This window comes from Yersinia massiliensis (genome assembly GCF_003048255.1).
In the GTDB taxonomy this organism is placed as follows: Bacteria; Pseudomonadota; Gammaproteobacteria; order Enterobacterales; family Enterobacteriaceae; genus Yersinia; species Yersinia massiliensis_A.
In genome coordinates this window covers 1,145,922-1,168,362 of record NZ_CP028487.1, presented here as the reverse complement: position 1 = coordinate 1,168,362, position 22,441 = coordinate 1,145,922, and the positions used below count along the sequence as shown (strand labels likewise).

The following is a 22,441-nucleotide window of genomic DNA, read 5'->3' as shown; positions in this document are numbered from 1 at the left end:
AGTCCGTATTTTAGTTATGCATTCTTAAGGCCAGAACAGCTAAAAAACCCTATTATTTCAAACTCTAACAATATGATAATAATGCGTTCAATTAAATTATATAACGTAATGATAGATAAAATAAGTAGCCTAGATGGTGATAATCCTGATGAGTTTTATCCTCACTCGATTTCAGGTTTTCTCAAAAAAATTAGCATCGCTACAACTAAATTGAACCATGCTATTAATAATCTAAAAGAACCGCTTACAAGCGAAAATCTCGCAAAGTACATTTTACATAATAAAACATTAAAATTACAAGAAGTTACGAACAATTACTTTAATATCATTAAACATTCCAATCTATATAATTGCCTTGATTGTATGTCAGTTTTATTTGATTTATTAAGAGCTAATGGCGAAGGTAATAATTTAAGAAATTTACTTCCTTATACTGATGATATATCAGAAAAAATTTATCAGCGAAAAATTATAATATGCAATGCATTGGTAATAGTAGAAAACGAATTACGTAAAAATATATAAATTTTATTTTTTAGATCTCAGCTACAACTGCTACATGTAGCAGTTGTAGCTGTGGTTATAAGTTATTTTCCTTCTGTTTCCACTAGAAAAACCAGCTAAATATTCAATCCCCTGCACAACCACACTTTATATATTAATTATACTTATCAAATCGCTGAGTGTTTTGGAGTAGCCTAATGTAGGCTAGTAATACTAATTTTTAACTGTAATATTATAATTAATCTAAACAACCTTATTATTTTTATGTTTATAAACAGTAAGTATTTTAACCAACTCCCTAGCAACAGCCTCTACCACTTTAACACATACGGAATTGCCAAATTGTTTATAAATTTGGCCTTGTGATACAGCATCAACAATATAGTTTTTGGGAAAGCCTTGGAGATTCGCACATTCTCTAGGCGTTAGTTTTCTTGGATTTTTACCAAGATGACTTTGGTCAATTAATATCTCAGAACCATCTTTATAATAGCGAGCACTAATTGTATTCGTATATTCGCTTTCGGAATTAAATAATGTATAACCGAAACCATTTCCTTTCATCTTGTGCTCTTCTTTTCTTTTTTTATGTCCATTCCATAGTTGATCAGAAATAGTATATTTGTCTTTACCTATTTTTTTGATCTCGGCTTCTAATTCTTCCTGTGGTTGAAGAATATCGCCAACTCGAGTATCTGATTTTGGTGGAATAGGCCATTTAAATAGGCTATCAAAGTCTATATCTTTAAAATAATCCCTGTCATAGCCTACGATGAAAATTCGTTCTCTATTTTGAGGGATGCCAAAATCTGCCGCACGAAGTATTTTAAAATCAACCCAATAATTAAGTTTTACTGAGAGTGCATGGCGTGATTCTTCACTCATTGGAACATCATCAGGTATAGCCTGATTATGCTTCCCTTGTAATATGTTAATTATAGTTTGTAGTGTTCGGCCTTTATCGTGGCCTTGAAGTTGCTTTACATTCTCTAAGAGAAATGCTTTCGGTTTTTTTTCTGCTAGTATCCGCTGTATCTCAAAAAACATTGTTCCTCGAGTATCGTTAAAACCTTGCTTTAATCCAGCTTGTGAGAATGCTTGACATGGGAAGCCACCTAATAAAATATCATGGTCAGGAATATCTTTTGCTGAGATTTGAGTGATATCTCCGTTCGGCATTTCTCCATAATTCGTTAAATACGTTCTTTGAGAAAATTTATCCCATTCGGATGAAAATACACAATGCCCATTAAGATTTTGGAATGGCAAACGTACCCCTCCGATCCCTGCAAATAAATCAATAAAAGTAAAATCAGCTTCTTCTAAAGATTTTTGTTTGAATGGTGCATTTTTTGAATGTTTGACTAACGATTTTTCTAAATCAAGTATGCTTTGCCATTTTGCAGGTGTTGGTGTATGTTCACCATTCTCCCAACCACGTATAGTTCTTTCTCCTGTCGCATTCATGCCTAGAAGATTTGCCATTTCTGTTGGACCTAATCCAAGTTTTTTTCTCAATAGTCTGATATATTCTGCTTTATCTAGGATTTCAATTGTCATACGTGCCTACTTATCCGGTTTTACTCCCGGTGATATTAGCACTGTATATCTAAACAGGCAAGGTGAATTGTGCTAAAAGATCTGAGTTTAGTGATTGATGAATGCAGAGAATTTTTTGATAACTTGGAATACCGCGGAGATATACGCATTAATAAGGTATTCGCTGAAGCATTGACAGATACGCTGTCTGAAGTAGATGCAGAATCAGAATATGATGTTAGACCATTTTCAATTCATCAAAAAAATAAAGAGGGACTATATACAAACTTATCATCTTCACTACTTTGGTATGGTTTCACTTTCTGGCCTTTAGTTTCAGCTCTAAGTGAGTACCAACAAAAATTAGACGAGTTAAAGAGCCAATTGCAAAGTAAGAAGCATGCAAAAGACAGTATTGATGAATTCTTCAGCCAACTTCCGTTGAAAAAAGTTGATAAATCAGTCTACTCCTCACCAATAGGGAAAGATGTTCAGCTTTTTATCAATAGCTTATCACCACAAGATTCTAACTTTTTTGATAAATTTCTTACTGATAGAGACTGGTGGTATAAACCACTTAAAAAAAGTAAAAGAGAGGTTGGTAAAAAGCTAAATAGAGATGATTTTCCTCAGTCATCTTTTGATCTTGCATCACGAGTCATTGTTGCAAACTCTTCTCGACTTTTTACACTTGTAAAAGCTTTCTCTATTTCTAATGAATTAAGAGACTACTTTTTACAAATAGAAAAGCAGCCAATTACTTTTATAGAAGAAGATAATAAAGCCAAATCATTAGTATCCACCTCATCATCAAAAATAGGAGTAAATTACATCTATTATGGGGCCCCAGGTACAGGTAAAAGCCACCAACTTAATGAGCTAACAGAAGGTAATAGAAAAATTGTTACCGTTTTCCATCCTGATACACAAAATTCAGATTTTATTGGTTCTTTGAAGCCAACAAATGTAAGTGGTTCTGTTACTTATGCTTTCAGACCCGGTCCTTTTACCACAGCATTACTTGAAGCACTAAAGAATCCAAAACAAAATGTTTACCTAGTTATTGAAGAAATTAATCGAGCACCTGCTGCTGCTGTTTTTGGTGAATTGTTTCAACTCTTAGATAGAGAAAACGGGGCAAGTAAGTACGAAATTGATTTCACTGATCCAGATATGCAGGCTTACATTAATGAACAACTTAAAGCTGCGGGTCTAGATGAACGTTCAAAATTATCAATGCCTGCAAATTTGTCTTTACTTGCAACTATGAATAGTAGCGACCAAGCCGTTATGCCTTTGGATACTGCATTTAAAAGACGTTGGTCATTTAGATATATGAAGCTTGATTTTGAGAACCCTGCAGTTAGTTCACAAAACCAGCGAATTATGACTACTCAGGGTGTTTATTATATCACTTGGAAAGATTTTGCTAATAAAGTGGTCAACCATCAACTAAAAGAAATGAAAGTTCCAGAAGATCGCTTAATCGGCCCATTTTTTCTCAGTAGTACTGAATTATCAAATAGTAAGACATCTAATGAAGCAATCAGCGGAAAACTGTTTGTGTATCTCTGGGATGATGTATTACGTCATAAGGGACGGAATATCATTTTTGATAAAAATATTGGCACATTTGGTGAATTGCATGAACAGTTCATTGAGGGTAAAAAACCTGTTTTCAGCGAAGTAATTGAATCTCTAATTATCTCGAATGGCAACACGGCTGATGATACTACAGGGGTTACAGAAGGAGATGAGTAACCTTCAATTTTACAGAGATCGTTCTATCATCAGTCAGTTGCCTGATGAATTGTCTTGTAAGATGCGTGAAATGGGGTTAATAGCCCCAGATCATTATAAGGTTCGTTTTTGTGGTTTCTTTTCTTGGTCTGGGACTACTGCTGTTTTCTTGCCAGTAAACAGCGCGTTAACAGATAATAAAGAGTTAGCCGCTCATTATTTGTTCCAGTCATTAAATCGTTACTATTCAGACAAATTAACAGGTATACAAGATACTGATGGTGATACATTGATTGGGGGAAATTTAATTTTTACTTCAATCAGTATATTTGAAGACTATATAACAAATGGTTTATATGTCAGGAGGCATAAAATTCAGTCGGTTAATAAAGGCAAAACAAACTGGTCCCGTACAGTATCTCGACATATGCCATTTATATCCAACTCATCTCCTGTTTACTTAGAGCTTGAATCATCTCAGATAAAGAATATATCAGATAGTGAAACCGCTAGGATCCATGCTGCAATCATTAGAGACATTAAGAAAAAATTTGGTGTGCTTATAAATGGTGAAGAGATTCATTTTGATGTAAGTCTAGAGGAAATGCCTACCCCCTCCGGCGACCAAGAAACTCAACTCGCTCATTTAAATCGCGAGCTCTCTTTAAGTTATTCTGAACGAGATATTAATTTAATCAGATTATTAAAACAGTATATTGAAAACATGGATGGTACGAACAATAATATACTGATAATAGGCACTCGTCATTTTCAGAATGTATGGGAGTGTATGCTACATAAAGTACTACTCGGAGAAAACGCTTACAATCAAAAATTACCTGTTCCTTATTATCTACAAAATTCTAAATATCATGAGGTTGCAGAAAAAGGGCAAAGAACTGATATAGTCATTAGTGACAAGTCTAATCAACGAGTTGCCGTCGTCGATGCTAAATATTATACCGCTTTGACACCAAAAGATGCCCCCGGTTGGCCTGATTTAGTTAAGCAATTTTTTTATGAGAAAGCGGTCAAATCTACAGTAAATAATGATGTGAAAGTTACAACTCATTTTGTATTTCCTGGAGTAGAACAAAAATTAATATCGGCTCATGTTGGGGAAAGAGGACAAGGGGGAACTGATTTATTTATTGCTGAATTAGAATACCCTGTTATTTATTGCCATTATTGCGAGCCAATATCTGTGATGAAAGCCTATATCAATCATAAAATTTTACATGAATTTAAAAAGCAAATTTTTGAAGCTTAACTGTATGTTAAACTATCGCTTAATTATGATTGAACAATAATTAAACGGAAACTTAAAAAATTTCAGATATATATTATTAACTTGAATAATAACAATGATTCTTTCAAGGAAGTAATATGAACGAACATCCTGAATTAGGAAGGGTTATTTCAGCCTTTCCTGCTTCATTTAAAAATCTGTTTTTCAACCAACTCAACCACCTAATCAACTACTCTCCTACCATCGGCCTGATGGGTAAAACAGGGGCTGGAAAATCCAGCTTAATCAACGCACTATTCCAATCCCAACTATCCCCCGTCAGTAATATCTCAGGCTGTACGCGCCAAGCCCAACGCTTCAGTATGTCGATGAACAACCATACACTCACCTTTATTGATTTACCCGGTGTAGGGGAAAGCCTTGAGCGAGATAAAGAATACCACCAGCTCTATCGTAACTTATTGCCAGAATTGGATTTAATCATCTGGGTACTCAAAGCGGATGATAGGGCATGGTCTTCTGATGAACAGTGTTATCGCTTTCTTACTGGGCAATGTGGTTATCAACCGAACCGATTTCTATTTGTGCTGAACCAAGCCGACAAGATAGAGCCCTGCCGCCAGTGGGATGAACTGTGCCAGCTGCCATCCTCTGAGCAAGCAGCTAATTTAGTTTTGAAGCAACAAGCAGTGATAACAGCATTTAAGCCGCATCATCCTGTGATGACGGTTTCTGCGGCAGAAGGTTTTCAGCTCACTGAATTAGCGGAGCAATTAATACAGGCGTTACCGGCGCAAGCCAGTAGCGGGGTAGCCAGCCCACCAAATAATGATCCGGGTATTACCAGATAAGTCCGGAGAAGTACGGAAAGCCCGCACCCCATTTAGGTTTGCGGGCTTTTTTGTGTCCTCAATTTGTCCCGTGAAGTCAGAAGCCAGCTCATTAAATCCGAACCTTTTAGGCCCATTGATAGGCCCAACGAAAATCTCTATTGCTTCCGTTGGGTCTAAACGCATAAGACTACCCGTAGCAAGAGAAACCAAACCGTTAACCGATACGGAAATCAAAGCCACCAAACCTAAAGGTGCCGATTAAGATAGGAAGTTTTATAACATATTTCTGTGATTTTTTTAGGTGGCAAAATTCAATGCATAATCAATCTATTACGTATCACCTGTGTGGGTTCCCAGTATTCCCATTATGACATTCACAGTTTCTTCAAAAGAATCATTATTTGGGACGGTAAAAACAGGACAGGTTATTTTTTTGAGCCAGTCTGCATGCTTTTGAGCGCTACGACTTACCTCAACATCCGAATCGTAAGCCTCTGCCCAATTCAAGAATATCTGGCTTTTTTGCCACATATTACCGCCAGGATAAATGGCCGAACCGTATCTTTCGGTTTCCCGCTTCCGAAGTCGCTCCATTCTCAGATTTTGATCGACTATGAGCCAGATAACCAAATTAAAGCGAGGTATCAAAAAATCACCCCATCCGCAGAGCGACCCACTGAGGATCCAGGCCCCAGATTCTGGCAGAGCTTCTAACAATAGTTTTTTCCTGTCAGATTCGGGACGGGGTTGGCTGTAGGGTACGAAAGAGTCCTGCCAATAAAAGCTATCTGTATCGAGATGCTGAATGCCTGACAATCTTTCTAGTTCGCGACCAACCGACGTTGTTCCTGAGCCTGATGCGCCTAACAAGTGGATGGCAGTGTTATGTCTCACGTGTCATTTATCCTCACGTAATGGGAAATAACCTCTGGCCTGGGCGGGAGGCAACTGCCAGCATTCGTTACTTCCCAGTTATTCTTATGCAGGTCGTTATTGACAGGCTATTTACCGCAGGTACTTAATCACTGATTCTCTTTGCATCGATATGCAACTCCATCAACCATACACAAACAGGATTCGTTAATAAAATCAGTAAATACAGTCATCCTCGCGGGGTAGAGCCCATCCGTAAAAAATTCAAGGAAAACTTCGCGGGCTATAGAAAAATCATTCTTGTTCTTAAGATAAAGGGTGATTTGAACTAGATCATTTAAGCCCGCATTCGCTGATTGCAGTGTTTTGGTCAAAGCAGTAAGGGCTGCCCTAGTTTGATGCGTTACGTCAGTTGAGCTATGCCCTCCAGCGTGATGAGAAAGGAAAATAAAATCTCCAGCAATAACACATGCAGGACAAGTGTCATCATTACAGTGCGTTTCTATTCGTTTAATCATAGTTAACCCCTCATTTCACATGGTTAATACTACTGTATATAAAAACAGCATTAAGAGTAAGGGGTTATTATCATAACTGTGAGCTTTCACCATGAACTGTTAAAAATGGAGGGTATATTTTTGATTGCGCTGGACTCAAAACCTGAAGCCCAGCAAACAAATAGACGAATCCTTCTATAGATTTGTTCTAGAGGAATCAATACGAAAAGCGGCATTTGCACCCCAAGTTGCCACCGTCAAACTTCCATCAGGCGCGAGTGCCATCCCTACTGGGCTACGCAGACCATCGGCTATCACCGTGCGCTTACCGTTCCTGTCGACGTGACTCACCGTAGTGCCACCATAATCAACGATATAGACTGAATCTGCTCCCGCACGCACGATACCAGGTCCGGGGCTTGCCAGATCGTTGTTAATACTGCGAGCAAGAATATTGTCTGAAACCAAAGAGATACCACCGGCGATATTACTCACCATAAGAGCGCCATCAGGCAATTCGATAGCCCCCACCGGTGTTTGCAGCCCCTCTGCGACCACATCGATTTGACCATCCGGATGAGCCGCTAGAATCTGGTTGGTTCGCCTGTTAGCAATAAGCAAACGGCCCTGCGCATCAAATGACAAGCCAGCCGGTGTGGCAAGCCCGCGGATAAAAACGCTTTGTTTACCGGAAGGTGTAAAACGCCAAACCAAATCTTCACTGTATGAGGCGACATAAATATCCCCATTAGCTGAGATAGCAAGGCCTGAGGGGCCGCGCAGTCCTTTAGCAAAAACGCTGCGTTGACCATCAGGACCAAAGCGCAAAACAGTACCTGCCGACCAGTTGGCAACATAGAGGTTACCACTGGTATCGTAGGCCATTCCAACCGGAGAACCCAACCCGTCATGGATAAGTACGGGAGCCTGCTGAGTCATTGTTTGAGTCGTACTGTCTGTCCGCGCCTGGATAGGCAAGGCCGCAAGAGCCATGCTGGCAATACTGAGAGTCAATACTAGTTTTACGGTCGTATTGTTCACTGAGCTTCTCCTTGCGCGAATACCTCTTTTGCCACTGCCAGCCCATTCAATGCGGCTGGAAATCCCGTATAGACCGCCATCTGCATAATGGTTTCAACAATTTCTGATTGTGTCACACCTACATTAAGCGCCCCTTGGATATGCACTTTTAGCTGAGGTTGTGCATTGCCAAGTGCCGTGAGTGCAGACACGACAGCAATCTCCCGACTTTTAAGATCCAGCCCTGGCCTGGAATAAATATCACCAAATGGGAATTCAATTAAATAGCGAGCGAAGTCTGGAGCGATATCCTGCAAACTTTTCAGTACGTTTTCTCCAGCCTGGCCGTCGATTTCACGCAGTTTTGCTAATCCTTGTTGGTAGCGGTTTTCGGTATTCATTATCATGCCCTTCATCAGAAAACGAATCCGGCGCTAAAGACTGTTCATACGAGCGGTAATACTCGATTTTTGCCTGCAAAGCATCTGCGGACTGGCGCATCACTTCAATTTCTGCAAGAACCTCAGTTAAGTGCTGTTCCAGCATCTGACGTCGCTCCAATACCGTCTGGTCCCCAGCGCCGCGGAGTTTTGCGAACCTGAGCATCTTGCCGATAGGCATGTTTGTGGTTCGCAATCGCAGCAGGAATTCAATCCAGGCCATGTCCGATATCACATAACGCCGTTGACCTCCTGGTGCACGTTGAATTGAAGTAATCAACCCGATACGCTCGTAGTAACGTAAGGTGTAGGCCGTAAGGCCCGTGCGGCGTGCAACTTCATTAATGGTCAGATTGGATTCCATGGGTCATCCTAAAAGTTAGAGTGCGCTCTAAGTCAAGCAATTTACTCCAGATAAATGTCATGCGAAACACTCAATCGTCCTCGGTAAAATGTCTTAAAGTTCAAAATGCTAATATTGACATTAAGGTCAATTTTTTGTGCAGGCGAAATAAGCGTATGCCTATTTTCAGCCAATATTTATGACACAACATTCAAGGTTATTGATCGACTTAGACTTTTATTCCAGTTAAAAGCAGTATATTTATTAGACAGTAAAAATATAAGGAGAAAACCATGTCACAACACGAACAGTTCTGCCAGGCTTGCGGTATGCCAATGTCTGCAGAAGATGCGCGTAGTGCGAGTGATAAATACTGCGCGTATTGCAGCGACAGTGCCGGTAACCTTAAGTCCTGGGATGACGCCGTTTCTGGCCTTGCTGTATTTCTCGATTCTTGGCAAAAGGTCGGTTTAAAGGAAGCGCGTAAACGTGCGAAACGCTATCTGACGGCAATGCCCGCTTGGGCACATAAAGCCGATGACTAATCCATCCAGACATATCATTAACAGTAATGCTGTGGTTTTACTGCATGAAATCTATGGTATCAATGACCATATCCGACGCATACGTGATGAGTGGCTAGGACGAGAGTTCGATGCCCATCACGGGTTTTGTGATGCCGACAATCCCGTATTTGATGATGGGCTTGAGCGTCAGGCATCTGCAAAAGTCAGCACGTTCACGAACACAATTCTCTCAGCAAAACTATTGACTGAATTTGTATAAACGAGAGGCCAACTAGAAGATGCAAACCAATCTGATATTAAGTAAAGATTGCGATGCCGGCTGGTTGCTTAAATGTGAAGCATATTGACTAAGCGGCATCACGATCGTTTATACCGATCAATATGACGTTATTGATCTGCCTAACCCATTGGACGCTATCTATCACGGCACTTATAGTTGCGTTGTACAAACCTCATACCTCCAACACCGGGGAGCAATGTCTTGGTGTGTACTCGGGCCTGCTTGCAGGCCTTTCTTTTATCCCCAATTCTTTCCCACCGGTCTCAGCACCGCAAATATCTTCATACCGACCGAGCTGGGCCTTAACCTCTGTGTTAGGCCTTCTCTAAAGAATGATACACATAGGGGTGCCTGATACGGGGTCAGGATGAATCTCTGCCTCAACCCCAAATACCTGTTTTAGATTTCTCGGTGTAATGACTTCTTCAGGCGTCCCTTCGGCGACAATACTTCCGGCAGACATCATCACCAAGTGGTCACAATAGCGACTGGCCTGATTGAGATCATGCAAGACAGTAATCAGTGTTTTCCCTTGCAGATTCAAGCGTCTCAACAAGGCCATCAACTCAGCTTGATGATTTATATCCAGATAAGTCGTTGGTTCATCGAGTAAAATCATTGGGGTGTTCTGGGCAAGTGTCATTGCGAGAAAAGCACGTTGGCGCTGTCCACCAGAAAGCTCGCTGACCCGCGTTTTAGCGAATTCAATGATATGTGCATCTTCCATTGCCTGCTTAATCAAACGGCGATCGGCACGACTAAGCCGCCCCCAAACACCAAGCCATGGGCTACGTCCGTAGCTGACCAGCTCTTCGACACTTATTCCTTCAGGTATTACATGTTGCTGAGGTAATAAGGCTGAGCCCTGTGCCAGCGCTCGCATTGATAATGAAGTAATATCCTGACCGTTACATGTGATCTGACCTGAAGATGGCGTGACCAAACGCGAAAAACACTTCAGCAGCGTTGATTTACCGCAGCCATTAGGGCCAACCAGCGCTGTTATCTTGTTAGCGGGAAGCTGAAGTGAGATGCCCTTTAAAATAGAGCGATTGCCATAACCGGCATAGAGATTGTCAGCGTTGAGTATCATCGTCAGCGAGTTCTCATGAGTAACCAGAAAAAGTAAGGTGCACCAATCACGGCGGTCAAAATACCGGCTGGAAGTTCAAGCGGAGGGGCAAGTGTCCGTGCTAATAAGTCTGAAAGTAACAAGATTAACGATCCTATGAGCATGCTGGCGGGTAACATCCAACGGTGACGACCACCCACTAGACGACGAGCTAAATGGGGTGCAACCAAACCAATAAAACCAATCGGTCCGCATATCGCCACGCTCACAGCCGCCAACGCGACAGCCAATAGCAGGGACAGTGAAACAACCCATCTGACCGACGTACCAAGTGTCGCGGCGCTCACTTCCCCCAAAGCCATGACATCCAGACTACGGCACAGGCAAAAACTTAGGGGCAGAAGTAATAGTAACCAAGGAAGCGCAACATAAATAAAGCCCCATCCTCGGCCCCAGAGGCTTCCCGTCAACCACAACAGTGCGGTATTTATCTCTAATGGATGGGAAAGCATGATGAAATCGGTGAGGCTGGCATAAAGTGCGGTCAGTGCCACACCAGTCAGTGCAAGACGCACGGGAGGAGATGTTCTACCGGCAGCTAAACGCAGTAGCAGAAAAGCCAAAAGACCACCTACAAATGCCAGCGGAGGTAACCAAATGACTGATAACGCCGGAAATAATGTCAGTGCGATAACGGATGTCAAACCTGCCGCATGATTCACGCCGAGAATATCCGGTGAGGCTAAAGGGTTACGGATAACACCCTGTACCAATACACCAGAAACAGCCAGTGAGGCACCAACCACCAGCGCTAACAGTGTACGGGGCAAGCGATAGTCAAAAAGGGTGAAATGGTGGCTGTCCTGCACGTTAAAGGCTGAGACAATTTGTCGCCATCCTAATGTCTGAGTACCAAAACTAAGTGAGCAATACACCGCGAGTAGAAGCAGCAATACCATGACGCCACAGGTTAGGCTTTGTTTCTTCATCCGCGTGTCCTCACTAGCCATACGAAGAATGGCGCGCCAATCAGCGCCAACATCGCACCTGCGGGCAGTTCCCGAGGCCAACCCAGTGCGCGGGCTAACAGATCGGCTAATAACATCAAAATTGCGCCTAACACCATACTCATCGGCAGGCTTTTTCTGAGGTCATAACCTACCCAGTAACGCGCCATATGTGGGACAAGTAGGCCAATAAAGGCCAGTGGCCCCGCCACGCTTACGCATGTACCGACCAGCAACAAAACGAGCAGATTAATGTAGATCTTTAGTCGCCACAGGTTGACCCCCAGCGAATGGGCACTTTGGTCACCTACTTGCAGCAAATTGATACGACTGGCGAGCAATTGGGCTAGAGGCGCGGCAATCAGTAGCAATGGAAATAAGCGCCAAAACTCAGGCCAGCGAACATTCGCCACACCACCCGCTAACCAATGCAGGATACCGTAGGCATTATCTTCCGAGAGGATAAGCGTTGCTTTTGTCAGCGCAGCACAAAGGGCCGAGACGGCCACTCCAGCTAAAATAAGGCGGCTGCGATCGCCTGACTGAGACCACCCTGCCCCCAATAGCATCACGATACCCCAACTCATGCCGCCACCGATTGCTGCGGCAAGCGATAGACTCACACCGGACATCCAAGCAGGACTAAACGCAGTCAGGATCACCATGCCCAGTGAAGCTCCGGCATTGATGCCCAGCAAGGAGGGTGAAGCCAGCGGATTGCGAGTTAGCGACTGCAAGAGTGAACCGGATAACGCCAAACTTGCGCCGAGCAGCAATGCAACCAAGCTGCGAGGCAAGCGAATGCTACGGACCAGCGTTTGCGGTAATGATGAAGGTTCCCATGGTAGTAATGCGCGTAACGCCTGAGTCGCTGAAATGGGAATGGCCGACCAACAAAATAACGTTAGCCAAAAGACTAGAGCCAAGAGCAGCAAAGGCAATGCCCAGCGCCATCGAGTGGTCAGCCGATGTTGAGTAATCATGGCTCACTAACGACGGCTTGATGGTTAAAAATGTTCACTAGATCGGCAGCAATATGTTCGGCGGCAAATAGACCGCGCATTCTTGCCCAGACGTTGCTGTCTACCGCAGCCACCTGATCTTTTTGCGCCGCAGTCATCGCCTGCCACAATGAATCTTGTTGCCAACGCCGCACCACGCTCTCCTGACGATAATGCGCCACAATCAGCCAGTCTGGATTGATTGCCAGTAACTGTTCTAGGCTGATATTAGCCAGTGGTTGGTGACCCGTTGGACCAACCACATTTAACCCCAGTGCGTTAAGCACGCTTCCGGTATAGGAGTCGAGGGTATGCACATTAAATTGCTGCTCGCGTGAGGTGCCAAACATCACGCTTGTCCCCGCCGGTAAGCGACTGGCAAAGGCTTGCATACGTTGGTGATGCAGAGCCAGTCTTTGCTGCATTGCAGCTGTTTTACCCATAACTTGGCCAATAATGACTGCTGATTGCAGATTTTCGTCATAAGTTTCGGCGCGAGATTTCAACAGCAGTGTCGGAGCGATACCTTGGAGTGTGGTGTATATGCCGGCATGACGACTGCTGTCGGCAATGATTAAATCGGGCTTTAGCGCTGCAATGGCTTCAAGGCTTGGCTGAGATCGCGTTCCCACCGATGCCCATGGCTGAATATGTTGGCGAATCTCACTTAGAATACGTTGAGGGTCATTATCATCCGCCACCCCAACGGGGCTCACGTCAATTGCGGCAAGCGCGTCAACAAATGACAATTCCAATACCACCACTCGCTTAGGGACCGTATTCAGCGTAAACGTACCCTGTTGATCGGTTACGGTGACTGCCTGAGCGAAATTAGCCATCCCGACGGACAAGCAGACTGAGAGGAAAAAGCGAAAAATTAAGGGCACAGTGCACTCCTAGCAATTCTGTCGAAATCAAAAAGCACACCGCTATCTGAACAGCGGTGTGCCTGGAAGGGTCATTCGGCGTTTTAGAATTTCAACGATCCCTGAACATAGATAGTACGCGGCTGACCGGCGTAGATTCCTTTGTTGTTATCGTCATAAGCGCGGGTGAAATAGGCTTGGTCGAAGATATTTTTCAGACCTACAGCAAGATTCAAATTGGCCATCTGTGGACCAAAATCGTAGTTTGCACGCACGCCCCAGAGCATGAAGCCAGGAATACGACCGGTGCTGCCGTCTGCACTTTCGGCGACGGTATTGGCGTTATCAGCAAATTGGCTAGATTGATATTCACTGTTGAGGTTAAAGGTCCAACTGCCTGGCGTGTAGTCCACACCCAGCGTGCCTTTATGCTTTGGCGAAAAGGGGACTTGATTGCCTTTATAGGCACCATCTTCACGGATCACCGCATTGATGTAGGCATAGCTGGCGTAGGCACTGATATTTTCCAGCTTGGGTGACAACGTTGATAAGTCGTAGCGAATCTGACTTTCGAGTCCTGTGTGACGCGTTTTGCCGCGTGCAGTGACGCTGTCCGTCACCTGATTGGAGTCATATTGGTTGTTAAAGTTAATCAGAAACAGCCCAGCTTCAGCTTGAACTTCGCCATTATCAAACCGAGTACCCAACTCCCACGTACGCGCTTTTTCAGGCTCAATATTGCCGCTGTTTACAGCCTTACCAATTTGGCTATATTGCACCGTACCAAATGAACCTTCTGTATTGGCATACAGATTCCATGCACTGTTGAGGCGATAAACGATGTTCAGTGCAGGCAACGGAGCATTGTAGCTAATCTCCTGCTTAGTTTTTTTAATGTAATTATTTTGATAAGACTGAATGTGCTCGTAGCGCATCCCGGGGGTAATGGTCCAATCGCCAATATCAATGCGGTCGTCGATATACCAAGCGTTAGCTTGTGTCCCAGACTGAGTATCGCGGTCATATGGGCTGTTCGTGCTCGGTAGAATCCCGCTTGAGGCGAGGCTGGTATAGCGTAATTCGTGGCTTGATTCGCTGACATAGCGGTAGCCGATCCCCACTTCATGCGCCGATTCACCTAAGTTAAAACTTTGGCTGTAGCGCGGCTCGATGCCACGAACCCAGTATTCACGCGGTGAGAGGGTTAAATTCTTGCCTTGATCCAGAAAACCGCTTCGTAAGGTGTAGGTATAGAAGCTCTGGACATTAAATTTATGTTGGGCGTCAGGTTGGTATTGATAGCCGAAATTAGCCAGTTGGCGGCGGCCCCAGAATTTATCGTATGGACGTGTTGATTGGAAACGATCAGCGTTGTAATCCGCCCGCGACAGGCCGCCAGGCATATCGGCACGACCTTCATAATATTGCAGCAGGCTGTTAAACGTGTGCACGTCGTTGGGTGCATAGCGCGTTTTCAGCATCACATCATCAATTTTGGTTGAGCTGTGTTCACGCCAGTCGCTACCACGTGTGCCAGAGTAAAGTAGTGCGCCGCCAAAACCGTTATCAGCAGTACCACCGATCATCAGGTTGCTGGTGCCTTTGGGGTGATTCTGGCTTGATGATGGGCTGAGTTGGCCTTCCATTCCGGCTTCAATCGCGAAATCTTTCGGGATCGCGCGTGTCACAAAGTTAACGACCCCGCCCACGCTTTGCGGTCCATAACGGACAGCGCCGCCGCCACGTACCACATCGATCGCATCCATATTGCCCAATGAGATCGGCGCTAAAGATAATTGGGGTTGCCCGTAAGGCGCGAAAGGAACCGGGATCCCATCCATTAACACCGTTGAACGGCTAGCCAAACGCGGATTTAGGCCGCGAATACCGAAGTTCATCGCCATATCATGACTACCGGTACCGTTATTCTCTGGGGCATAGACTCCGGGGATGCGATTTAATACGTCGCGCGCCCGAGTGGCCCCTATTTTGGCAAAGTCTTTACGTCGAATAACATCCCGTGCGCCACCATGTTCAAATACATCATTTTCTCGGGCGCTGCCTAACCAGTCACCGACAACGGTCATTGACTCTTCTTTTGCAGCAGGGGTTAACTCTAGCGTAAAGGCATTATTACCCAGCGATTTTGGCTGCAACCCGCTGCCGGAAAGAAGTTTTTCTAACCCACCAGCCACGTCATATTGCCCGATAAGACCGGCGGTTTTTTTACCACGGGTTAACGATGCATCAACTGACAGCGTCATCGATGACTGCGCTGCAAAGTGGTTGAGCGCAGAATCTAAATCCCCTGCGGGTATCTGATACTGCTGTTGAGCGGCTGCTTGCTGTGTAGTGGCTGCTTGCTGTGTAGTGGCCGCATAAGTTGCTGGCACTAGCACCGCCAGCGGAATGATGGCGCATTGGATAGCCAGAACCAAAGGTGTTGTCTTCAAGGTGTGAATTGCGCGAACGCATAAATCAGGCATACCGTCTCCATGAGAAGTTATTTTTATGTGGTGTTAATTAGGAGTCGGATGAGAAATTAAAAAGGACAATCGAGAATGATTTTTTTTATCATCAAGCTGCGGCAACTTTAACCCAATACCGGGTAACTGATTGAATTTTGATAGGAAGTGTTTGCGCGAGCACATCCAATATGCGGTCGGTATCTTTTAGCGGGAAGGTACCACTAACACGTAAGTGAGCCACTTCTGGCGAACAAGTGATACTACCGTGACGATATCGGGCGATTTCTTCAATGACCTGTGAAAGCGGTCTGTCGCTGACGGTCAGTACACCTTGTGTCCAATCAGCACTGTTAGATTCCGCTGCCATAAGCTCGCCGAATCTATCGGCTGTGAAGCTTACCTGTTGGCCTTGAGAAACAATCAATGCCGCCTCGGGCGCATTGCGCAGGCTAACTTCTACTGCGTGCTGTTGTACTGCCAGCACAGTTTCATCCCCAAGGGCGCGGACAGTAAATTGTGTGCCGAGCGCACGTAACTTACCCTGTGCGGTGGAAACCAAGAATGGGCGCGGTATGGAGGACGGATCACTTGCGGTACGAATGGCGATTTCCCCCTGATAAAGCAGGATCATTCTTTGCTGTGCCGTAAACTGAAGGTCGGCGGCAGTGGCGGTATTCATGACCACCAGCGAACCATCACTGAGATGAAGTGGCTTTATCTCCCCCGTTGCAGTACGCAACTCGGCTCGATATCCCAAAGCCGCCGGTGATTGCCATAGTCGCCAACTGGTTCCAACCCCCAACAATACCAGCAAACTTTTCAACACTCGTCTACGCGTCACCGCGACTTGCTGGTTTGCATTGTTAAGCACCTGGTAGCTCATTTTCCCAGGCATAGCTTGTAATTGCCCTTGCAGAGCTTCTACCTTACTCCATGCCCAGCGGTGATCAGTATGCTGCTCGAGCCACCGCTGCCATTGCTGATTCTGCCTCGCAGTGACATCTTCTGCCCCCAGAACAGCAAACCAATACGCCGCCTGACTTAACGCCTGACGCTGGTTCTCAGTGATGATACTGGCGGCCATTAACTGGCCTGCTCGAGGCTGAAAAGCAGACAGTGTTCTGTCGCTTTGGCGATATATTTTTTCACCGAACTCACTGAAACGCCGAGCTTAATAGCAATATCAGCATAAGGCATTCCTTCGAGTTGGGAGAGTAGAAATGCCTGACGTAATTTGCTGCTGAGCTTATCCAGCATGGTGTCGATCTGTTGCAGCGTTTCCCGCCAACATTGCTGTTGTTCGGGCGAAGGGTGTGTTTCTTCCGGCATTAAGGCCAGCATATCAAGCCACGCCTGCTCCAGCGCATTACGACGGAAAAAGTCGATCATCACGCGTTTGGCTACCGTGCTCAAAAAAGCTTTCGGTTCTCGTATCTGCGCGACGGAACCGCCGGTGAGTATGCGCATGAAAGTATCTTGCGCCAGATCCTCAGCATCGAAAGCTGATCCCAGCCTGCGATGAAGCCAGTTTTTCAGCCAGCGATGATGCGAGCTGTACAGACTTGCCAATGGATCGGCTAAAGTGGACATAAGAAGTGACTTTCATCAATAGAGTAGAAACGCAGGATGATAATTGAGAATAGTTATCATTACAATAAGATTGCGCGTTTCTGACTATCAATTTAAGCCACTATCATTCAATTTAAGCCAACCTCTTTCAACTCAAGCCACTCTCTTTTAGCTTTAGCCACTAAGCGTTGAAATCCAGAACACGACCATCAGCTAAGTTGGCCCGCAGGCTATGGGCTGCGATACCGTTGAACGCGCGGTCAGAAAAATTGGCAATCAATACTGAGCCGTCGCTGAATGTCGTTTGTTGTACCCAACCAGCTTGGTCTAACCAGCGAAAATCTGTGAGTCCTTTGTTCCAAAGTATTTGATGCAGAGGACGGAAATTGGCATCTGCTTTGATGATTTCAGGTAAACGCGCATTGAGGGTGCTACGGCTGAGATTGAAAAGCGGGGGCGTGTTGTATAACTGGCTAAGTAACTCACGCGCTATTTTTACGTCACTAAATTTGAGGTTGTCGTAGGTCCAGTGATGTGTGCTGATGACCGAGTCATGAAAAACGGCCTGATACAGAGGAATACGATAGCGTGGGTCAAACTCGACGGTAAGATAAGGCTGTTTCACCTTTGCTGGCTTAAAGAAGGTCGCCGGTTGAGCGTTGGGCCACCAAGCTCCTAGATAGTAAGGCGATTTTTTGTTCTGGCGCATGTCTTTATCACCCCAGCCAAATCCCCAAGTCTCCATGCCGTGTGCAAACATGATGTGACGAGCAGTCACCGCATTACCGTCTTCAGATCCTAACGGTAATTTGAGCGTCTTGCTGTACCAAGCCATACGGGCGTTGCGCGCATCTGCCATCTGAGCAGCGCCGGTAGGATGCTCTGGTTGGTAATCGTCTGACACCATGCCAGTACCGTCAACGTCGAGAAACAGGCTGTTTAGTCCAGCCAATGTTGTTAATTCCTGCATGCGTTGCTGCGAATAAGGGAGGACACAGCCGGGATTGAGGTAGTAACCCTCCCCACCAAAACCCGGTTTTTTATTACCATTAGCTTGTACTATGGCGCATTTTTCCCGAATTTCAGTGGGTAGTTGGGCTGTCAGCCAACTGTCGTTAACACCCAGCGGAATGCCCGTGTCGTAGGAGTCATAACTCGCTATTAGATAACCTGACTTTATCGCATTCGCGACGGCCTCTGGGTGTAAGAACTCAGCAGTCCAGTTATCCGTACCTAGCCATAATCGGGCTAAGCCAGCCTTATGCAATGATTCAATGACCGGCTTAGACAGCCCAAGCCCCCAGCTATCAGGGGAAGTCAGATAAGCGCCAAGCTGAGATTGTGCCAGTTGGCGTACTTTAACCGCTTGCTGTTGTTGTGCCAGCAGGAACGTATCCTGCTCCGGTGAAGCGTTAAGAGGAACCTGTGCGACAAGTGCATTATTGATAGATTCAATCAGTGATTGCTTCTGCCAACCCTCAGGCTCACGCCCTTGCCATTGCTGCAACGCTTTTTGGGCTTCAGCATCTAGGTGCCGCCAAAGGGGTGCCCCAGCGGGCGTTTGCAGATAACTCGCCAGCCCTGCCCAATTTTTTACATCTTCCTGCGCCAGCAACATACTGCCCCACAGATAGATATGCGTTGCACCTATCAGCTTTTTACCCTCGGGCGCAATTTTGATCTTCTCTTCCAGCGAACTGAACTGGCCGCTTTGTTGCAGGTACTCACGATAACGTATCGCACCGGAGAGTGGAGTGGTGCCAACATGCAGTAAAACCTCGAAAGGCTGCTGCTGGTTAAAGCGATTAAACTCATGGCCGCTTTGCATCTGTAAATGCTGGTCGGCCTGACTGAAAGTGACCTGATTACTAAAGGGAGTGAGGTGTAGCCAACTGTAGAATTTCCCGTTCTGTTCTTGACTCCACAGTGGCAATTTCAGATCAAAGTTAGTGTCTAGAGGGGTCTGCTCGTCAACCAGATAGGATTGCCATACGGGGCTATCCAGTGGAATTCGGCTGCCTTCACCCAGAGGGAGCAACAGCACTTTGGCTTGTGACGGTAAGCTGAACCAGTTCAGTATTTGTGGTTGCTCGCTGCTGAAGCTTAAACGAAGGTCATCCCCCTCCAATTTAGCGCTAACATGCATGCGGTGCTGCGGCCAGTACCAGTTTGCCAAGACAGCGGAAGAGGTTAACTCACTCACTTTTTGTGATGTTTGAGGCGAGTTTATCACTGCATCGCCAGCACTAATTTGTAGTGTTGCGGGATCAATATCGAACTGTGCCGTCCCTTGTTGTAACCGAACGGCACTCGCGGGTAAGCAATAAAACAGAAAGAGGCTGGCGAGCGAAGCAATACATAAACAAGACTTTCTCATGACTTTATTTGCACCACAATAGAATGGATTTAATCCTAGGCTACAGTGCAAATTATAAACTGCTCGTTAATAGCGTGGATGTAAATGGTGTTATTGCGTAGCCTCTTTATAGAAACAGACGCTGAGTGATTCATTTATTATTGGCCGGTAAGCGGGATGTCATTCAACAATCCAAATAGGATCCCAATCGATAACCGCGCTGTATGATAGCCTGTTTTAGCGCTGACGAGGTGAGAACATCGAGTTCATTCAGTCGCGGATAGCAGTAACCACTGGTCATCAGGGTTTTATCAACAAATGCCGGGTGGCACATCACTTCTAGCGAACGAAACCCTTGCTGATCCGCCAGATCCAATCGCTGTAAAAATGTTTGTTCCGAGAGATCTTCGCCATAAAAACCCGCATCAAACCAATCAGTGCTGCGTGGCTCATTGAGCGTAATGCCATGTTGCTGTGCTTCGTGACGATCAATACGTAATGCCACTGACTTTTCGCGCGCAAAAGCTTCAACCAATGGGTAAATTTGCGGCAGCATATGGACGTGGTGATGGCTGTCGATGTGGGTTGGCGAGCGGCCAAAAACAGCAACAAATTGATCAAATTGAGCCGCGAGTTCCTGCGCAATTTCAGTCAAATTTAACGCGCCAGCTTCAGCACGCTGCCACAACACTTTACTCAGTAGACCATTGGCATCCACTAACGATGGCATGGCGGTTAGTGGCCGACCGTAGGTCAACACAAAATGCATCCCAATGGGCAATGCTGGATTTTGCCGGCTCAACTCTGCTGCATGATGAATATCCGCGCAGTTCATCATTGCAGTAGTCGATGAGACGATACCATGGCGGAATGCATCAATAATTCCATAATTTTGGCCTTTGCATAGACCAAAATCATCCGCATTAACAATAAGTAACTTTTCCATCAATGGTGCCTTATATGCTATTCCGGCGAGCAAAATCTCACCGGAAACTAATCGGATAACGCCTCTCCGGCGCAGTGGAATTTCTTACGGTAGTTGCCTGGCGTAAAAGAGGTCAATTTCTTGAAGTTTTTGATAAATAACGTGGTATCACTATAACCCGCATCAAAAGCAATATCTGAGACTAAGTAGTTCGTCACTTCCAGTTGGGTTTTAGCAAAATTGATTCTGATCTCATTAATAATTTGCATCGGCGTTTTCTGATAATAACGACGCGTGGCGCGGGTCAAATACTCTTGCGTTTTGCCAGAAAGCTCAATCATATTCACCAAGGCTTTATCACCAAACATCGATTTGTCGTGCATTTTGTCGATACTTGTTTTTAGCCACAGAGGAATATCGTCGTTGACCTCACTCTCTTTGTAGTGACTGATACGGTTGGTGACATAAAAGGTCAGTAACTCGACCAACTCGGTGAGCTCGTCTTGCCTAAAATGCGGGGCAGAAATCGCGGATTCGATATAAGAAAGAAAATCACCTTTCAACCGATAAGCTTGCGAGGCCACAATGGGCTGCGATAGCAAATGAAAGTAATGCTCTTCGAAAAAAGATTTGCTAATACCAACGTTCAATATACGCGTCGCGCCAAATTCATAAGCGCTTTTATGATGAGAACCAATAGGAATGAAAACAACATCACCACGTTCTAAAAAGACCCGTTTGCCATTAATCTCCTGATAGCACATTCCGGTGAGTATCAACGTATATTCATAATAATCGTGCTGATGCAGCCCCGTCGCACTCTCCGTTTTGTTATAGATAAACAGATGGAATTCTTTTCCGTTAAAAAAGTCTTTCTGACGTACTAACCTGACTTCCATCTTATTTACCTTCACTCTCTCGTTCACAATAGCGAATACGTTGTACTAACGTTCATCCTAATTTTTGATGTAATTCAATGAGTTCTGCAATTAACTCTCTGGCCAGCATCGCGTTCATTAAATGATCCTGTGCATGCACTAAGACTAATGTGACACGAGTTTTGCCCTCACCTTGATCGGATTCGATTAACTTGGTTTGAACCAAATGCGCTTCATTGAGTGCAAGGCGAGATTGCGCCATTAATGCTTCTGCTTGAGCGAAATCACCACTTTTAGCCTGCTTCAGCGCCTTATAAGCCAAACTGCGAGCCTGCCCTGCGTTGATAATCAGCCCCATGATGACATCTTCCATTTCATCGGTGGGTGGGACTTCATCAACGATTTTATCTAAATCAAACATACTCTTGCTCCGTTAATTAAAATCATTTTGTCT

General features: G+C 45.0%; 22 protein-coding genes and 1 pseudogene. 6 read left to right on the top strand and 17 right to left on the bottom strand.

The annotated features are described in order from the left end of the window. The first annotated feature begins 81 nt into the window (after positions 1-81). Positions 82-525, top strand: a complete 444-nt coding sequence (locus tag DA391_RS05375) for a hypothetical protein (protein WP_108087432.1) — start codon at positions 82-84, stop codon at positions 523-525. Positions 526-747: 222 nt separating this feature from the next. Here DA391_RS05375 and dcm read toward each other — a convergent pair whose 3' ends face one another. Then, positions 748-2,064, bottom strand: a complete 1,317-nt coding sequence (gene dcm, locus DA391_RS05370; RefSeq protein ID WP_108087431.1) for a DNA (cytosine-5-)-methyltransferase — start codon at positions 2,062-2,064, stop codon at positions 748-750. A gap of 69 nt (positions 2,065-2,133) precedes the next feature. On the opposite strand from dcm, the gene DA391_RS05365 reads away from it, so the two are divergent. The 3 genes and pseudogenes from DA391_RS05365 to DA391_RS05355 form a co-directional block, all read left to right on the top strand. Then, positions 2,134-3,804, top strand: coding sequence for an AAA family ATPase (locus DA391_RS05365; protein WP_206186973.1), 1,671 nt, complete (start codon positions 2,134-2,136; stop codon positions 3,802-3,804). Next, positions 3,797-5,053 carry an LlaJI family restriction endonuclease gene (locus DA391_RS05360; RefSeq protein WP_159074555.1) on the top strand — a complete coding sequence of 419 codons (1,257 nt, stop codon included), beginning with the start codon at positions 3,797-3,799 and terminating at the stop codon, positions 5,051-5,053. The genes DA391_RS05365 and DA391_RS05360 overlap by 8 nt, the downstream gene beginning before the upstream one ends. A 116-nt stretch (positions 5,054-5,169) precedes the next feature. After that, positions 5,170-5,862 (top strand): annotated as a pseudogene (locus tag DA391_RS05355) (GTPase family protein); the annotation flags it as partial. Positions 5,863-6,195: 333 nt separating this feature from the next. Here the strand turns inward: DA391_RS05355 and DA391_RS05350 are convergent. The 5 genes from DA391_RS05350 to DA391_RS05330 all read right to left on the bottom strand — a co-directional run bounded on the left by DA391_RS05350 (position 6,196) and on the right by DA391_RS05330 (position 9,059). After that, positions 6,196-6,759 carry an AAA family ATPase gene (locus DA391_RS05350; protein WP_108087429.1) on the bottom strand — a complete coding sequence of 188 codons (564 nt, stop codon included), beginning with the start codon at positions 6,757-6,759 and terminating at the stop codon, positions 6,196-6,198. 128 nt (positions 6,760-6,887) lie between these two features. Continuing rightward, on the bottom strand, positions 6,888-7,256 hold the full coding sequence (locus DA391_RS05345; RefSeq protein WP_050082072.1) for a RidA family protein: 369 nt from the start codon (positions 7,254-7,256) through the stop codon (positions 6,888-6,890). Between the two features lie 174 nt (positions 7,257-7,430). Beyond that, positions 7,431-8,276, bottom strand: a complete 846-nt coding sequence (locus DA391_RS05340) for a Vgb family protein (RefSeq protein ID WP_057651194.1) — start codon at positions 8,274-8,276, stop codon at positions 7,431-7,433. Then, a complete protein-coding gene (locus DA391_RS05335; RefSeq protein WP_108087428.1) occupies positions 8,273-8,656 on the bottom strand; it encodes a carboxymuconolactone decarboxylase family protein in 384 nt (127 codons plus the stop codon). Before DA391_RS05335 ends, DA391_RS05340 begins: the two co-directional genes overlap by 4 nt. Then, on the bottom strand, positions 8,610-9,059 hold the full coding sequence (locus tag DA391_RS05330; protein WP_050082076.1) for a MerR family transcriptional regulator: 450 nt from the start codon (positions 9,057-9,059) through the stop codon (positions 8,610-8,612). The genes DA391_RS05335 and DA391_RS05330 overlap by 47 nt, the downstream gene beginning before the upstream one ends. Before the next feature lie 314 nt (positions 9,060-9,373). Here DA391_RS05330 and DA391_RS05325 point away from each other — a divergent pair, with 314 nt between their 5' ends. Continuing rightward, on the top strand, positions 9,374-9,583 hold the full coding sequence (locus DA391_RS05325; RefSeq protein ID WP_240624828.1) for a hypothetical protein: 210 nt from the start codon (positions 9,374-9,376) through the stop codon (positions 9,581-9,583). Beyond that, a complete protein-coding gene (locus DA391_RS05320; protein ID WP_050082078.1) occupies positions 9,576-9,824 on the top strand; it encodes a hypothetical protein in 249 nt (82 codons plus the stop codon). The genes DA391_RS05325 and DA391_RS05320 overlap by 8 nt, the downstream gene beginning before the upstream one ends. A gap of 346 nt (positions 9,825-10,170) precedes the next feature. On the opposite strand, the gene fecE is transcribed toward DA391_RS05320, so the two are convergent. From fecE to chbA, 11 genes are all read right to left on the bottom strand, one after another. Next, positions 10,171-10,938, bottom strand: coding sequence for a Fe(3+) dicitrate ABC transporter ATP-binding protein FecE (gene fecE, locus DA391_RS05315; protein WP_108087427.1), 768 nt, complete (start codon positions 10,936-10,938; stop codon positions 10,171-10,173). 2 nt (positions 10,939-10,940) lie between these two features. Continuing rightward, a complete protein-coding gene (gene fecD / locus DA391_RS05310) occupies positions 10,941-11,906 on the bottom strand; it encodes a Fe(3+) dicitrate ABC transporter permease subunit FecD (RefSeq protein WP_108087426.1) in 966 nt (321 codons plus the stop codon). Then, entirely contained in the window at positions 11,903-12,907 is a 1,005-nt protein-coding gene (gene fecC, locus DA391_RS05305) for an iron-dicitrate ABC transporter permease FecC (protein WP_050874210.1), read from the bottom strand. The genes fecD and fecC overlap by 4 nt, the downstream gene beginning before the upstream one ends. Next, the gene (locus DA391_RS05300) at positions 12,904-13,764 is read right to left on the bottom strand and encodes a Fe(3+) dicitrate ABC transporter substrate-binding protein FecB (RefSeq protein ID WP_240624827.1); all 861 of its coding nucleotides are present in this window, start codon (positions 13,762-13,764) and stop codon (positions 12,904-12,906) included. The genes fecC and DA391_RS05300 overlap by 4 nt, the downstream gene beginning before the upstream one ends. A 131-nt stretch (positions 13,765-13,895) precedes the next feature. After that, positions 13,896-16,277: a TonB-dependent Fe(3+) dicitrate receptor FecA gene (fecA, locus tag DA391_RS05295; RefSeq protein WP_108087424.1), complete on the bottom strand. Its 2,382-nt coding sequence runs from the start codon at positions 16,275-16,277 to the stop codon at positions 13,896-13,898. A gap of 91 nt (positions 16,278-16,368) precedes the next feature. After that, a complete protein-coding gene (gene fecR / locus DA391_RS05290; protein ID WP_108087423.1) occupies positions 16,369-17,343 on the bottom strand; it encodes a ferric citrate uptake sigma factor regulator FecR in 975 nt (324 codons plus the stop codon). After that, the gene (gene fecI / locus DA391_RS05285; protein ID WP_050082090.1) at positions 17,343-17,849 is read right to left on the bottom strand and encodes a ferric citrate uptake sigma factor FecI; all 507 of its coding nucleotides are present in this window, start codon (positions 17,847-17,849) and stop codon (positions 17,343-17,345) included. The genes fecR and fecI overlap by 1 nt, the downstream gene beginning before the upstream one ends. Positions 17,850-18,009: 160 nt before the next feature. Next, on the bottom strand, positions 18,010-20,205 hold the full coding sequence (locus DA391_RS05280; RefSeq protein WP_108087422.1) for a glycoside hydrolase: 2,196 nt from the start codon (positions 20,203-20,205) through the stop codon (positions 18,010-18,012). A 163-nt stretch (positions 20,206-20,368) separates the two neighbouring features. Beyond that, positions 20,369-21,130, bottom strand: a complete 762-nt coding sequence (chbG, locus tag DA391_RS05275; protein WP_050082093.1) for a chitin disaccharide deacetylase — start codon at positions 21,128-21,130, stop codon at positions 20,369-20,371. Positions 21,131-21,177: 47 nt separating this feature from the next. After that, positions 21,178-22,008, bottom strand: a complete 831-nt coding sequence (chbR, locus tag DA391_RS05270) for a transcriptional regulator ChbR (RefSeq protein ID WP_049607966.1) — start codon at positions 22,006-22,008, stop codon at positions 21,178-21,180. A 52-nt stretch (positions 22,009-22,060) separates the two neighbouring features. Beyond that, positions 22,061-22,408, bottom strand: coding sequence for a PTS N,N'-diacetylchitobiose transporter subunit IIA (chbA, locus tag DA391_RS05265; RefSeq protein ID WP_049607970.1), 348 nt, complete (start codon positions 22,406-22,408; stop codon positions 22,061-22,063). Positions 22,409-22,441 lie beyond the last annotated feature (33 nt).